At 71.3% G+C, this 13,959-nt stretch carries 13 protein-coding genes; 2 read left to right on the forward strand and 11 right to left on the reverse strand.

Going from position 1 to position 13,959, the window contains the following annotated elements; translation table 11 throughout:
• The first annotated feature begins 126 nt into the window (after positions 1-126).
• The gene (locus IE177_RS33920; protein ID WP_190019330.1) at positions 127-1,422 is read left to right on the forward strand and encodes a macrolide family glycosyltransferase; all 1,296 of its coding nucleotides are present in this window, start codon (positions 127-129) and stop codon (positions 1,420-1,422) included.
• Positions 1,423-1,456: 34 nt separating this feature from the next.
• On the forward strand, positions 1,457-2,059 hold the full coding sequence (locus tag IE177_RS33925) for a DUF3995 domain-containing protein (RefSeq protein ID WP_190019331.1): 603 nt from the start codon (positions 1,457-1,459) through the stop codon (positions 2,057-2,059).
• On the opposite strand, the gene IE177_RS33930 is transcribed toward IE177_RS33925, so the two are convergent.
• The 11 genes from IE177_RS33930 to IE177_RS35665 all read right to left on the reverse strand — a co-directional run.
• Complete coding sequence (locus tag IE177_RS33930; RefSeq protein WP_190019332.1) at positions 2,034-3,998, reverse strand: ABC1 kinase family protein; 1,965 nt, start codon at positions 3,996-3,998, stop codon at positions 2,034-2,036. The two genes, IE177_RS33925 and IE177_RS33930, sit on opposite strands and share 26 nt — an antisense overlap.
• 20 nt (positions 3,999-4,018) lie before the next feature.
• A complete protein-coding gene (locus IE177_RS33935; RefSeq protein WP_190019333.1) occupies positions 4,019-4,810 on the reverse strand; it encodes an ABC transporter permease in 792 nt (263 codons plus the stop codon).
• A complete protein-coding gene (locus IE177_RS33940; RefSeq protein WP_190019334.1) occupies positions 4,810-5,778 on the reverse strand; it encodes an ATP-binding cassette domain-containing protein in 969 nt (322 codons plus the stop codon). The genes IE177_RS33935 and IE177_RS33940 overlap by 1 nt, the downstream gene beginning before the upstream one ends.
• A 48-nt stretch (positions 5,779-5,826) precedes the next feature.
• Positions 5,827-7,509, reverse strand: coding sequence for a phytoene desaturase family protein (locus IE177_RS33945; protein WP_229816394.1), 1,683 nt, complete (start codon positions 7,507-7,509; stop codon positions 5,827-5,829).
• 93 nt (positions 7,510-7,602) lie between these two features.
• The gene (locus tag IE177_RS33950) at positions 7,603-8,718 is read right to left on the reverse strand and encodes a beta-ketoacyl synthase N-terminal-like domain-containing protein (RefSeq protein ID WP_229816395.1); all 1,116 of its coding nucleotides are present in this window, start codon (positions 8,716-8,718) and stop codon (positions 7,603-7,605) included.
• Positions 8,719-8,774: 56 nt separating this feature from the next.
• Entirely contained in the window at positions 8,775-9,182 is a 408-nt protein-coding gene (locus tag IE177_RS33955) for a hypothetical protein (protein WP_190019336.1), read from the reverse strand.
• 2 nt (positions 9,183-9,184) lie between these two features.
• Positions 9,185-9,592, reverse strand: coding sequence for a hypothetical protein (locus tag IE177_RS33960; RefSeq protein ID WP_190019337.1), 408 nt, complete (start codon positions 9,590-9,592; stop codon positions 9,185-9,187).
• Between the two features lies 1 nt (position 9,593).
• Positions 9,594-9,941, reverse strand: coding sequence for a DsrE family protein (locus IE177_RS33965; protein ID WP_190019338.1), 348 nt, complete (start codon positions 9,939-9,941; stop codon positions 9,594-9,596).
• Positions 9,942-9,954: 13 nt separating this feature from the next.
• Entirely contained in the window at positions 9,955-11,253 is a 1,299-nt protein-coding gene (locus IE177_RS33970) for a macrolide family glycosyltransferase (protein WP_190019339.1), read from the reverse strand.
• 5 nt (positions 11,254-11,258) lie between these two features.
• A complete protein-coding gene (locus tag IE177_RS33975) occupies positions 11,259-12,449 on the reverse strand; it encodes a cytochrome P450 (RefSeq protein WP_190019340.1) in 1,191 nt (396 codons plus the stop codon).
• Positions 12,450-12,451: 2 nt separating this feature from the next.
• Positions 12,452-13,959 (reverse strand): thioesterase domain-containing protein (locus IE177_RS35665; RefSeq protein ID WP_190019341.1); only part of this gene is annotated, 1,508 nt, incomplete at its 5' end.

A 13,959-nucleotide genomic window follows, 5' to 3' on the forward strand; every position in this document is an offset into this window, starting at 1 on the left:
TGACACAGTTCTGACAGCAAGCTGACTCGCCTCTCGCCCGGCCCTCCGGGAATGGTTAGGGTCGACCCGGGATTTGACCTGAACCGGCCACTTGGGCCAAATTGCACTGCGAATGTGGAGGCACCCGTGAGCACCCAGCCGAAACCACCGGGAGAAGTACAGGGAATGAACCCGCGCGCCGCGCACATCGCCTTCTTCAACATTCCGGCCGACGGGCACCTGAACCCGAATCTGGCGTTCGCCGCCGAACTCGTCAGGCGAGGTCACCGGGTCAGTTTCTCCATCGACGAGCAGCACGCCCCGCAGGTCCGCGCGACCGGCGCGCGTCCCGTGGTCTACGAGACCACCTTCCCCCGCGCGGACCGCGGCGAGCGCTTCCCCCTGCACGACGTCACCGCCATGTCGTCGCTCTTCCTGGAGGAGGCGATCGCCGTCCTCCCCCAGCAGCGCAAGGCCTTCGCGGACGACAGGCCGGACGTGGTCCTGTACGACTACGCCGCGCTCTCCGCCCAGGTCCTGGCGCACGAGTGGGGGGTGCCCGCCGTCCGGCTGTCCCCGACCCGTGTGTCGAGCAGGACCTGGGAGGAGGACCTCGCCCCCTTCTACGCCTCGGTGGCCGAGGACGAGAAGTGGCTGGCGTACCGGCGCAGGTTCCGCCGGTGGCTCGACGACGCCGGGATCGGGATGTCGGTCGACGACTTCCTGTACGTCGGGATCACCGACCACTGCGTCGTCACCATTCCGCGCCAGTTCCAGGCCGACGCCGCCGAGCTGGGCGCCGATCACACGTTCGTCGGTCCGGTCGTGCGCGAGCAGGACCACCAGGAGTCCTGGGTCCCGCCGGCCGGCGGGCGGCCCGTGCTGCTGGTCGCCTTCGGCACCATCGCACCTGAGGTGCCGCAGGTGCAGCAGATCTACTTCGAGTGCCTGGAGGCGTTCGCCGACTCGCCGTGGCACGTGGTGATGTCCATCGGCGCGCAACTCGACCCGGAACTGTTCGGCGAACCGCCCGCGAACATCGAACTTCTGCCCCAGGCACCACAGTTGCAGATCCTTGAGCACGCCGACGCCTTCGTCACACACGCCGGCATGGGCTCGGTGATGGAGGCGATCCAGCACACCATCCCGATGGTCGCCGTACCGATGGGTTTCGACCAGACGGAGAACGCCCGGGTGATCGAGCGGCTCGGCATCGGGACCAGCGTGCCCTTCGAGGGGGTCACCGGCCAGGAGATCCGCGAAGCGGTGGACGGGGTACGGGGGGACCCGGAGGTCGGACGGCGTCTCGAGGCGCTGCGCGAGGACGTGCGCCGTGCGGGCGGGGCGCGCGCGGCGGCCGACGCGGTGGAGTCCCTGCTGGCGCGCCGGCAGACCGGACCGTCTCAGCCGGCGGACGGACCCGAGGATCGTCCCAGGGCCTGACGCGGGCGATCCACACGCGGAGAAAAATATCCTCATGGAGAGCACACCGAAGCGCCGGGCCGTCCGGGCGGACGCCCGGACAAGCGGGCCCGGAAGTCAGTTCCGGCGGGTCGCCCTCGCCGCTTTCTCATGGGCCATCGTTTTCACGGCTTTTCATCTCTACTGGTTCGCGGGAGGGAGATTCGGTCTCGGCGACGACCCGGACATGATCCCGGAAACGAGAACCACGGAGGATTACGTCTGGTCTTTCGCGATAACCTCGATGTTCGTTGTCGGAATTGTTCTTCCGCTGGCTCTGACACGTCCCCTGGGGCGCCGCATTCCGCGCTGGATCACCGCCTGCTGTCTGTGGATCGGTGCGGCGCTGCTCGTGGTGCGGGGAGGCGCGGGACTGCTCGACACGGCGCTGCGTGAGACGGGCTGGGCGGACCGGGGACTGACGGGCCTGACGTACCAGCAGATCACCGGGGACGCGCATCCCTCGCTGACCACCAAGGTGTCGGGCAGCTGCATCGACGCCTACTTCGTCCTGGGTGGCCTGCTGTACGGACGTGCGGCGCTGCTGCACCGGCGGCAGGCCCGCGACCGGGGCGTGGTCCGCCGGGCGGCCCCTAGTCGGAGTTCCCGCGGGAGATGAGGAAGAGCAGGCGCAGTCCGAGCACCCCGGCCACCACCAGCAGGTGGTAACCGAGCAGCTGGAAGAACGGGATGCCGGGCACGACGAGTGGGCCGCCGCGGATGCTGAGCAGGACGACGGACATCACACCGCAGGTCGCCGCGATGAAGGTGAGCAGCACCTCGTGCACCAGGGACCTGATGTAGCGCCGGTCGCGGGCGTCGGCGAAGAGCCTGACCCCGACGCCCAGCCGGCCCTGCTCGAGGGCGCTCGTGACGCGCTCCAGGCGGCGCGGCATCCGGCGGACCATCTCCCACACCGAGGCCAGTTCGGCCATGCTGACCGGGGGCGCGCCGTCGGAGACGGCCGACGCCATCCCGGCCCTGCCGAGCCGGACGTCGACCAGGCGCCTGGCCTCGTCCACCAGTGAGAAGCCGGGTACGACGGTCATCAGCGTGCCCTCCAGCGTGCCCAGGGCCCGGAAGACCGCGGCGACCTCGGCCGGCACCGCGAGACCGTATCGGGAGACCAGGCGGAACAGGTCGCCGAAGACCTCGACGTTGGGCGTGCCACCGGCGGCGAAGTGCCGGGACAGGAAGCGCCCGAGGGCTCGCTCCAGCCCGGGCTCGTCCACCTCGTCGGGGCGGGTCACGATGACGAGGAGGGCATCGCACAGCGCCGCCGCGTCCCCCGAGTGCAGGGCCAGGAGGAAGGCGCGCAGCCCGGACCGCGTCATGGAGTCGATGCGGCCCATGGAGCCGAAGTCCACGAGCCCCATCTCGCCGTCGTCGAGCAGCAGGACGTTGCCGGGATGCGGGTCGGCGTGGAACAGCCCGTCGATCATCACCTGCTCGAACATCTCGGTCAGCAGGTCGCGGGCCAGCCGCAACCGCTCCTCGTGGGGCAGCCGGTGCAGTTGCGGCGCGGTGCTGACCGGTTTGCCCGGCAGTCGCTCGAGCACCAGCACCCGCTCGCCGGACAGCTCCGCGTAGACGGCCGGTATCCGGACGGCGGCGGGCCGGCCGCGTCCGGCCCGGGCGGCCACGGTGGCGGCCAGGTTGGCCGCCTCGATCCGGAAGTCGAGTTCCTCGCGCACCGACTGCGCGAATCCCTCGGCGAGCTCCCGGGCCCCCAGGGCGCGAGCCCAGCGGGTACGTCGCTCCAGCGCCCTGGCCAGACTGTGGATGATCTCCAGGTCCCGCCGGACCACACCGGCGACACCGGGCCTGCGGACCTTCACCACCACGTCCTCCCCGGAGTGCGTGCGCGCCGTGTACACCTGCGCGATGGACGCGGCCGCGACGGGCACCGGGTCGAACAGGGCGAACGCCTGCTGTACGGGGGCGCCCAGTTCCACCGCCAGTGACTCGCCGACCAGGGACCACGGTTCGGGTGGCACCTGGTGGTGCAGGCGGCTCAGCTCGCGGACGAACTCGGGCGGCAGCAGATCCTGGCGGGTGGCGAGCACCTGACCGAGCTTGACGAACGTCGCTCCGCCCTGCTCCAGTGCCAGGCGCAGCGGGCGGGCCAGCGCAGCCCCGGCCTCCGTCTTCGCTCCGCGGCGCGGCGCGCCGGTGAGGTAGGGGCGCAGCCCGTGCCGCATCACGATGGACACGATCTGGGAGTACCTGCGGGTGCGGGCGATCCGTGAACGCACCGCCCGCACCCAGTCGGCCGGCCATCCCACCGTGCCGCTCGGCACCACCACCTCGAGCACCGCGAGGAACGCCGTGGTGACCGCCAGCGTGGAGCCGAACTGCACGCCGGTGAGCACGCCGTGCTGCTCGGGCCGCTGCATCAGGAGGCTGAACACGGCGAGGCCGGCGAAGCTCACCAGCCCCGCCAGCAGTGAGCGGACGGTACCGATCCGCAGCCCGAGCAGTCGTCGGGCGCTGATCACGAACGCCGTGATGAAGGCGGTCATCACCAGCAGGGCGAGGAGGAACTGGGCCACCTTCATCACCGCGCTGTCTCCTCCGGTCAGTGTGCGGCGGCCCTGTTGTACGCGCGGGAGGACAGCGGGGCCACGACGGCGAGCAGGACTCCGCAGGTCAGCAGTGCTGTGAGGACGGGGTGCTGGGCGGGCAGCGCGTCGCTGACCGTGGTGGAGGGGTTGCCCCACAGTTCCCGGCAGCCGCTGACCACGGCACTGATCGGGTTCCACTCGGCCATGATCTGCATCCAGCGCGGCAGCCCGTCCAGGGGCACGAAGGAGTTGGACAGGAACGCGAAGGGCATCGTCATGAGCGACGCGATGGTGTTCACCGCCTCCGGGCTGCGCACGACGAGCCCGATCAGCGCGCCGAGCCAGCACATCGTGAATCCGAGCAGCAGCAGCAGACCGAAGCCGGCGAGGGTCTTGAGCAGCCCGTGGTGTGCGCGCCATCCGATGAGCAGACCGACGGCGGCCATCACCACACAGCTGAGCGCGGTCATGGCCAGGTCCGAGACCGTGCGGCCCAGCAGCACGGCGTACCGGGACATCGGCAGCGACCGGAAGCGGTCGACCAGGCCGTTCTTGAGGTCGTCGGCCACACCGGCGGCGCTGGTGCCTATGGCGGAGAACATCACCATCGTGAAGATGCCCGCCATGATGTACTCGCGGTAGTTGCCGTTGCCGGGCACGGTCATGGCGCTGCCGAAGAGGTAGCCGAAGATCAGCACCATGACGACCGGCGCGATCGTCACCCCGATCAGCTTCTCCGGGACCCTGAGGATGTGCCGCATGTGCCGGCCCGTCAGTGCCATCACATCGTCGACCAGCTCGCCCATCAGGCTGTCACCTCCTGCTTCTCGATGGTCTCGGCACCGTCGGCCTGACCGGTGAGCGAGAGGAAGACGTCGTCCAGGGACGGCCGGCGCATCGCGAAGTCCGTGACCTCCACGCCCCGGTCCCGCAGGACCGCGGCGGCCTCGGCGATCGCGCCGATGCCCGACGCCACCGGCACCGTCAGGGTGCGCCCGTCGTCCGCGGTGACCGCGGGGCCCACCGACACGCGCTCCAGCATGCGCAGCGCCTCGGCCGCGCCGGAGGCGTCGGCCAGGGAGACCTCCAGTCGTTCACCGCCGACCTTGCGTTTGAGTTCGTCGGGGGTGCCGTCCGCGATGACCTGCCCCTTGTCGATGACCGCGATACGGTCGGCCAGGTGGTCGGCCTCTTCCAGGTACTGGGTGGTGAGCAGGACGGTGACGCCCGCGTCGACCTGTTCGCGGACCATGCTCCAGAGCGTCATCCGGCTGGTCAGGTCGAGGCCCGTGGTGGGCTCGTCGAGGAAGAGCACGGCCGGTTCGGCGAGCAGGCTGGCGGCCAGGTCGAGCCGGCGGCGCATGCCGCCGGAGTAGGTCTTGGTCTCCCGGTCGGCGGCGTGGGTCAGCTCGAACCGCTCCAGCAGCTCGCCGGCGCGCTTCCGGGCGCCGGCCCGCCCCAGCCGGTAGAGCCGCCCGATCAGGGTGAGGTTCTCCCTGCCGGTCAGTCGCTCGTCGACCGCCGCGTACTGGCCGGCCAGCCCGATCCGCCTGCGCACCTCCATGGGCTGCTCGACGACGTCGTGACCGGCCACCGTGGCGCGGCCGTCGTCCGGCGGCAGCAGGGTGGCCAGGATCCGCACCGTCGTCGTCTTCCCCGCTCCGTTGGGGCCGAGGACGCCGAGCACCGTGCCCTCGGGCACGCTGAGATCCACCCCCTTGAGCACCTCGGTGTCCCCGTACCGTTTGCGGAGTCCCTCCGCCTCGATCGCCACTTCGTGATTCCTCCTCGCGATGTCGCCGCCACGTGCTCCGGCGCCCGGTCAGCGGCGGTTGATGCCCGCCAGTCCTTTGGCCCCGTGCCTGTCGGTGCCCCGGGACACGGCGAGCGGGTCCCAGCGCGGTCCGCGTTCCGGCAGCAGTTCCGGATCGCCGAGCACCGCGCCGGAGTGGGCCTCGTGCATCAGCCGGCGCCCGACCATCTGGGCGGCGCAGGCGATGCCGCCGACGGCGACTCCCGTGATGCCGCTGCCGTAACGGGTGTTGGCGCCGACCACGTGAAGTCCCGTCACCGGTGTCCTGGTGTCCGGGCGTCCCCCCGGACCGCCCCACTCGGCGAGGCCGAAGGGCGTGCCGCCGGTGGACAGGGTGTAGCGCTCGTGCGTGAGCGGCGTCGCCGCCTCCAGGTGCACCACGCGGTCGCGGAACGGTCCGAGCACCTTCTCGGCGGCCGTGAGCATGGCCTCGGTGAACCGTTCCTTGTGCTGCCGGTAGTCCGGGTCGCGGCGGTAGCGGGTGCCCTCGGCCGGCCCCCCGGTGACGCCCCAGCGTTCGTACTCCGGTGGACACAGCGTCATCAGCTGGAAGTTGCTGTGCCCGGGCGGGCACACCGTGGCCGACTTCGGGTCCTTCTGCGAGGCGAACGACATGAACAGGAACGGGACCGGGTCGATGTCCCCGGCCGCGAGCCGCTCGTAGTAGGCGTCGATGTCGTCGTCGGCGTACCACCACAGGTTGGCGTTGGGCCGCTCCGGCAGCGGCGTGTCGGTGGCGACGTACAGAGTGGCGAAGGGCAGGCCCATCGTCGCCTCGCGGGTCTTCGCGACGAGGCGGCGGGGGAAGTGTTCGGCGCCGACGAGGTCCAGGACGGTCCTGCGGTAGTCGGCGTTGGAGACGACCACGGGGGCGCTGAAGTGCCGTCCGTCCCTGAGCCCGACGCCGGTCACCCGGCCGTCCTCGACCAGGATGCGTTCGACCCTGGCACGGGTGAGCAGGCGGCCGCCGTGCGCCTCGAGAACCTCCACCAGCCCCGCGGCCATCATCTGCCCGCCGCCCTCGGGGTAGTAGGCGCCGCGCACGTAGTGGTCGGTGACGGTCGCGTGCATGGAGACCGTCGCCTGCCGCGGTCCCATCCCGTAGTTCGGGGACTGCGCCGCGAGCACCGTCCGGGCCTTGGCCGACAGGCCGCACTCCTCGAACAGCTCGTGCAGGGTGCGCCGCCCCCAGCGGACCGTCATGGGCGCGCGGGCGACGAGTTCGGTGATCGACAGGTCCCGGTCGGAGAGCAGCGCCTGGCGGGTCTCCTCGCCCAGGCCCTCGCAGACGTCGGCGAAGGCGTCGATGCCCGCCTCCTCCCCCGGCAGGACCTCCTTCAGTCGCCTGCGGTACTCGGACCAGCCCGCCGGCATGAACATGGACACGCCCGGCGTGACGATCTCGTCGAAGCCGTCCTGGTCCATCGGCAGATAGCGGAGCCGGTCCCGCAGCCCGAGGCCGTCGAAGATGGCGGGCAGCACACCGTCGGGGCCGCAGTCGCCGAGGTAGTGCACGCCCACGTCGAACTCGTAGGACCTGCGGCGGCGGAAGACATGGCTGTTGCCACCCGCGACGTCATGCTGTTCCAGCACCAGCACCCGCCGGCCGGAGACCGCCAGGTAGGCGGCGCACACCAGGCCGCCGATGCCGGAGCCGACCACGATCGCGTCCCACGCATCGGTCTTCGTCACGCTGGGCCACCCCATCCTGTTCTCGTCGATCCACACCGTGGCAGCCTCCGCCGCCCGTCACAGCCGGGCTGGCCAGAACCTGCCAACCGGTCTTCAGCGCAGCCTCAGCAGCGCGACTGCGACCGCTCCGTCGCGGTCCACCGAGGTGATCACGGCCACCCGTCCGCTCGCCGCCGGGTCGTCCTGCGCGAGCGCCAGCACCGAGACGATCTGGAACGCCGCGGAGGCCGCCGACGTGTCACCGATCAGCTCGCGCTGCGACAGCCACCGCGGGCCGTCGGGGAACAACCGTCGCAGGACGTCGCGCTCGGCGGTCGCGCCGGCGCCCTCGGGGGTCGAGGGGGCGACGGCCCAGACCTGCGCCGGGTCCACGCCGGCGCGTCCCAGGGCTCGCTCCACGCACCGGGTGAGCGGGCCGCTGACGTCCTGTTCCCCCGCCACCGCCGTCTCGACGCGGAGCAGGTCGGCCAGGCCCTCGCCGTCGGCCACCGCCTCGCCCGGCACCAGCCGCACCATCGCACAGCCCTCGCCGAGCAGCGCCGGGTGATCCTGCGCACCGCGGGTGTGGTGCTCCAGCCAGGACCGGGCGTCGGAGTACTCCTCGGCCGCGCCGCACAGCACGCTCCGGGCCCTCCCCGAGGTCAGCAGGCGGCGCCCGTAGTTGAGCGCCTGCAGGCCCGACGCGCGGCCGGCCGCGACGGTGAGGTTGGGGCCTTTCAGCCCGTACCAGATCGCGCACTGACCCGCGGCGCAGTTCATCACCGTGTTCGGGAACCGGGAGGGGTCGACGTGGAAGGGCTTGTCCTCGGTGAAGGTGTCCCGGGTGAAGTCCATCATGCTCTGCGCGCTGCCGGTGTTCGTGCCCAGCACGAGTCCGACCCGGGACCCGTCCGGTACCGGCTCCCCGCTGTGCGCGCTGTCCTCGCCGAGGAGTCTGCCGACCGCTGTGACGGCCAGTCCCGTCACCCTGTCCATGGACCGGGTGCCCTTGCGCCCCAGCGCCTCGCGGACCGAGAAGCCGGGGACGAGGCAGGCCCGCTCGTCGGGCCCGTTCCACTGCTCGTCCGTCAGGGCCGTCGCCGTGGACCGGCCGGTACGGACGCCCTCGGCGAACGAGTCCCGGCCGATGCCGTACGGGGACACGGCCGACCAGCCCGATATGACAGGGGGAAGCCCTTCAGTAGCCAGCGCCGTCACAGCCTTCTCCACTCCTTCGTCCTTGGTCTCGGCCCGCCGGCACCCGCGGGGGCCGGTTCGGGGAGAACTCACAGATAGAAAACCGACCGGTACGCGGGCCAGCGGGCGGTCATCTCGCCGGCCGGCACCGTCCGCACGTCCGGCAGCAGTGCCGCGGGGCTCAGCCCGTGTGCCGGCAGGTCGGGCTCCTCGACCCAGACCCCCACCCCGCTGTCCAGCAGGACGGCCAGGTTCACGCGCGGGTCGTTGACCGTGTGCAGGTCCTGACCGCCCAGCCGCAGGGCCGGTGTGGCACCCCGCACGGCGTAGGTGACGGCCGGCCCCCGCAGCAGCAGGTCGAGGCCGCCGAGGTGGATGTGGAAGAGGTAGGCGCAGTAGAGGGCGTCGGAGAACTGGGTCTCGACGGCTCCCCGGTAGGCCCGCTCGACGATGGCCAGCGCTCTGCCCTGTCCGGGTTCGGCCGTGTGCGAGCTCATCGTCACATCACCCCCAGGTGGAACGTCTTGGCCGCGGCGGCGACGTGCTCGGCGTACTTCGCCGGCGCCCGCAGCGGCACCTGGGGGATGTGGTCGACCGCTCCGCGGTCGTCGCTGCAGAACCGGCAGGCGAACCAGTGCAGGCGTCCGGGGTGCGCGTCGAGCATCCGCCGGACGACGAGGCTGGTGGACGGGTACTCGGTCGACCACGCGGCGAGGTTGCGGGGCTTGCCGTCCCCCAGCGCCCGCTGGGTCAGCATGGTGGCGTAGCCGCAGGCCCACACCTGGACGGACGCCCCGCGGTCGAGCAGGGCCTGGGTCAGCCGCAGGGCACTGGTGAGCAGGTCGCTCTCATGGGGCGCGCCCATGAGGGTGATGAGCACGTCGGTGTGCGGAACGGTCCGTGCCATGTCAGTGCCACACCAGCCTGACCTGGGGTTCCAGCAGCCGGGCCGCCGTCCGCGCCATGTCCACCACTTGCGCGCCCGGCTCCAGGCGGGCGTCCGTCATACCGCGCTGCGCGAGCGAGAAGTCGTCCACCCACAGTTCGCCGCCGGCCTGCAGCAGGGCCTTGACGTGCGGTGAGGCGTCCCGTACCGCGGCGGTGACCGCGTCCTGCAGGCAGAGCAGCTGAACCTGGTTCCCGGCCTCGGCGAGGGCGCGGGCGTCCCGCAGGAAGGCGCCCCGCGGATCCGTCCAGACGCCCTTGGTCTCCACGAGCAGGTGGGATGTCGATGGGGTTCGGGTGTTCGGGTCCATGGCCTTCCTGCCCTCAGACGGCTGTCGTGCCGGGTACGGCCCGATCAGCTTCGGCGTCGCCCGCGGTGAACTCCAGGCGCCTGGCAAGCTCCTGCCACCGGCCGGTGCCGCCGGGCAGCTGCGACTCGATCAGTTCGGCCGCGGCGGACGCGCCGCCCAGCCGTCGCATCCGCGCACGGGTCTCGGTCACGCGCCGGGCGACCGCGGGATCGGAGGCGACCGAGAACACGGCCTCCCGCAGCGCGGACACGGTCGCCTCCTCCTGCGGGAGGTGCCTGCCGAGTCCCAGGTCCGCGATCCTGGCCGCGTTGACCGGCTGGTCGTTGACCTGGGGGACGGCGACCATGGGGACGCCGTGGTGCATCGCCTCGAGTACGGATCCCATGCCCGCGTGCGTGATGAACGCCTTCGCCCGTGCCAGCACCCGCAGCTGGGGCACGCTGGCACGGGTCTCGACGTTGCCGGGCAGAGGGCCGAGCAGGGCCGGATCGAGTCGGCCGGTGGCCATCACCACGTGCCACGGTGTCCCGGCGAACGCCCGCGCGCAGCGCCGGTAGAACTCCGGCCGGTCGCTGCCCGCGGTGCCGAGGGCCACGAGCAGCACCGGGGTGTCCGCGGCGGGTGCCCGCCACTCGCCCTGATGGGACCGTTCGCCCAGGCAGGGGCCCGTGAACGCGTACCGTTCGTCGGCCCGTTCCCCGTGCAGCTGGAAGAACCGCGGGATCGGAACCAGGCACCGCTCGGGCCGGCCGGTGTAGTCGTCCACGGACAGGGTGATTCCGGCCTCGTCGAGCAGCTTCCTGAACCCGTGCCGGTACTCCTGCCAGCGGGGATCGTCGTGGAACAGCTCCTCGAACAGGTGTTGCCGCTGCTCGCGTTCCTCGGCTGTCGCGGTGGAGACGTGGGTCGAGGACAGGCACACGCACCGCACCTTCAGGCGGTGGGCGAGCAGACGGCCGGTGAGGGCGCCGAAGTCGTGCAGGACCAGGTCCGGCGGATCGGCCTCGAAGGCACGGAGCTGTCCCGGCAGGACGGAGACGGCCTCCCGCAGGGCGAGCCGCATCATGGCCACGGGGTCGTCCGACGGCCAGTCCTCGACCCGGTCCGATGCCGGAAGCGTCGTCTCGTACGGCACGAGGGCGGCGCCGGCCGCCCTGACCTGCGGACCGAACTCCTCGGGCACGGCGTAGCTGACGCGGTGGCCCCGCCGGACGAGTTCCGCGACGATGCCCAGGGTGGGGTTCACGTGCCCGTGTGCGGGGATGTTGAGCACGGCGATGTGCGCGGGACGCGGGGACGCTGTGGCGGCCATCCGGGTCACGCTCTCTTGACGATGACGGGCAGCCGGGAGGCTCCGATCATGTCCGAGGTGTCGAGGAACTCGATGTCCCCGAGCGGGTCCACCGAGATGCGCGCGTACCGGTCGAGGAGCAGGTTGAACGCGATCCTGCTCTCCAGCCTGGCCAGCGGTGCGCCGATGCAGTAGTGGATGCCCTGGCCGAAGCCGACATGGCGGTTCGGGGCGCGGTGGATGTCGAAGCGGTCCGGGTCGGGGAAGGCGTCCGCGTCACGGTTCGCCGAGGAGATCCACACGTGGACCAGCTCGCCGGCGGGAATCAGCTGCCCGCCGAGCTCCACGTCCTCGCTGGTCATCCGGACGAAGTTGCTGAAGGACGGCCGGGTGCGGACGACCTCCTCGATGGCCTGGGGAACCAGCCGCCGGTCGGCGCGGACCTCGTCGTACTGCTGGGGGAAACGGTCGAACGTGAGGATGATGTTGCTGATCAGCGCCGCGGTGGTGGTGATGCCCCCCATCAGGAGCACTCCGGCGAAGCCGACGATCTCCTCGTCCTCGAGTCTGCGCCCGTCGAGTTCGGCCTGCACCAGGGCGGTGATCAGGTCGTCCCGCGGTGCGGCGCGGCGCTTGCGGATCTGATCGAACATGTAGTCGTTGAGGGACTTCAGCCGCATCGCGGTGGCCCGGTGCCCCTCGGCGCCGGTGTTGCTGGCGTGCAGCAGGTTCGCCCACTCGGCGAACAGGGGCGCGTCCTCGCGGGGGGCGCCGAGGATGGTGGCGATCACGGCGACCGGGAAGGGAAAGGCGAAGTCCTGCGCTATGTCGAACTGTTCCCTGTCACCGACCGCGTCGAGCAGCTCCCGGGCCAGCTCGGTGATCCAGGGCTCCTGGGAGCTCATGTACCTGGCGCTGAACGCCTTGCTGACGAGCATGCGGAAGCTGCGGTGCCTGGGCTCGTCCATCGCGGCGATGTTCCCGCGGAAGAAGACGTCGTAGTCCTCCTGGGGCGGGGTGATGTCGGCCATGTCGTTGACGAAGGTCACCGTGTCGGTCATGACCCGGGTGATGTCGGCGTGCCGGAAGACCGACCACTGGAAGGTCTGCGGGTTGTAGCTCACCGGCTCGTCCCCGCGCATCTTCTCCAGCCAGCGGAAGAAGTGGGCGTTCGGCTCGGCCTGGTCCGGCCGGCGGGCGCTGTCGTCGGTCGTCATGGTCAGTTCTCCTTCGCGGTGGGGTGCGCCACGTCGTCCTGGCCGGCGCCGTCGATCCGGCGCAGCTCGGCGGCCAGGATCCGGCCGATCTCGGCGAGCGGGCCCGGCTTCATCAGGTCGGTGTGGTGCCGGTCGATCTCCGTGGTCCGGATCGCGCCGCCGACGTACGGCTGCCAGGTGTCCGGCTTGGGCGATATATCGATCTTGTCCAGGGTGGCGACGACCAGCACGAGGTCGCCGCTGAACTTCTCGGCCACGTGGGTGTTGAACAGTTCGCTGTTGTTGGCGTAGATCCGCGTGATGGCGGCGATGTGGCGCTGTTCCAGGGAGGCCATCGCGCTGCCCAGACGCTGCAGCACCTCGGTCACGCGTTCATGGGTGAGCGGTCCGTCGCCGAGGTACCTGCGGTCGTAACCGACCCAGCGCAGCAGGTCGGCGAGGACGCCCTGTTCGTCGATGGGCGGCATCCGCTGGCCGGGGTAGGTGTCCAGCACGCCGAGCAGGTCGACGGTCTCCCCCAGCTGCTCCAGCCGGGTGGCCATGGCGTGGGCGATGACGCCGCCTGCCGAGTAGCCCACCAGGCGGTACGGCCCGGACGGTTGAACGGTCCGGATCTGCCGCACGTAGTCGTCGGCCATCTCCCACAGGGACGACGGCATCGGCTCGTCCCGGTCCAGTCCGCGGGCCTGCAGGCCGTACACCGGGTACTCGGCGCCGATGTGCTTGATGAGTCCGGAGTAGCACCAGCTGAGACCGCCGGCCGGATGGACGCAGAAGACCGGGGGCCGGGTGCCGAACGGCCGCAGCGGCAACAGGACGTCGAGCGCGCCGCCCTCTTCGCCGCCCTCGTCGAGACGCGCGCCCAGTCGCGCGGGGGTGGGCGCCTCGAACAGGGTGCGTATCGTGAGGTCGGTGCCGAACTCGGCGCTCACCCGGGTCGTCAGGCGGGTGGCGAGCAGGGAGTCACCGCCCAGGTCGAAGAAGTTGGCGTCCGCGCCGACCCGCCGGACACCGAGCACCTCGGCGAACAGGCCGCACAGGATCTCCTCGCGAGGGGTGCGCGGAGGACGTGCGCCGGCCGTGCCGGTCGTCTCGGGAACGGGCAGGGCCTTGTGGTTCAGCTTGCCGTTCACGGTCAGCGGGAAGGCTTCGAGGGTGACGACGGCGGAGGGAACCATGTGCTCGGGGAGGGTGCCCGCCAGGTGGGCGCGCACCGCGGCCGGGTCGGGCGCCGCACCGTCCGCCGGCACCGCGTAGGCGACCAGGCGCCGGTCGCCCGGCCGGTCCTCCCGGACGATCACGTGGGCCTGGGCGACGTCCGGGTGCGCCGCGACCGCGGCCTCGACCTCGCCGAGCTCGATCCGGAAACCACGCAGCTTCACCTGGTCGTCCGCACGCCCCACGAACACCAGACGGCCGTCCCCGTCCCACCGCGCCACATCACCCGTCCGGTACAACCGGCCACCAGCCGGCCCGAACGGATCCGCCACGAAACGACCCGCCGTCAACG

It is taken from the genome of Streptomyces lucensis JCM 4490 (assembly GCF_014650035.1).
Taxonomy (GTDB): Bacteria; Actinomycetota; Actinomycetes; order Streptomycetales; family Streptomycetaceae; genus Streptomyces; species Streptomyces lucensis.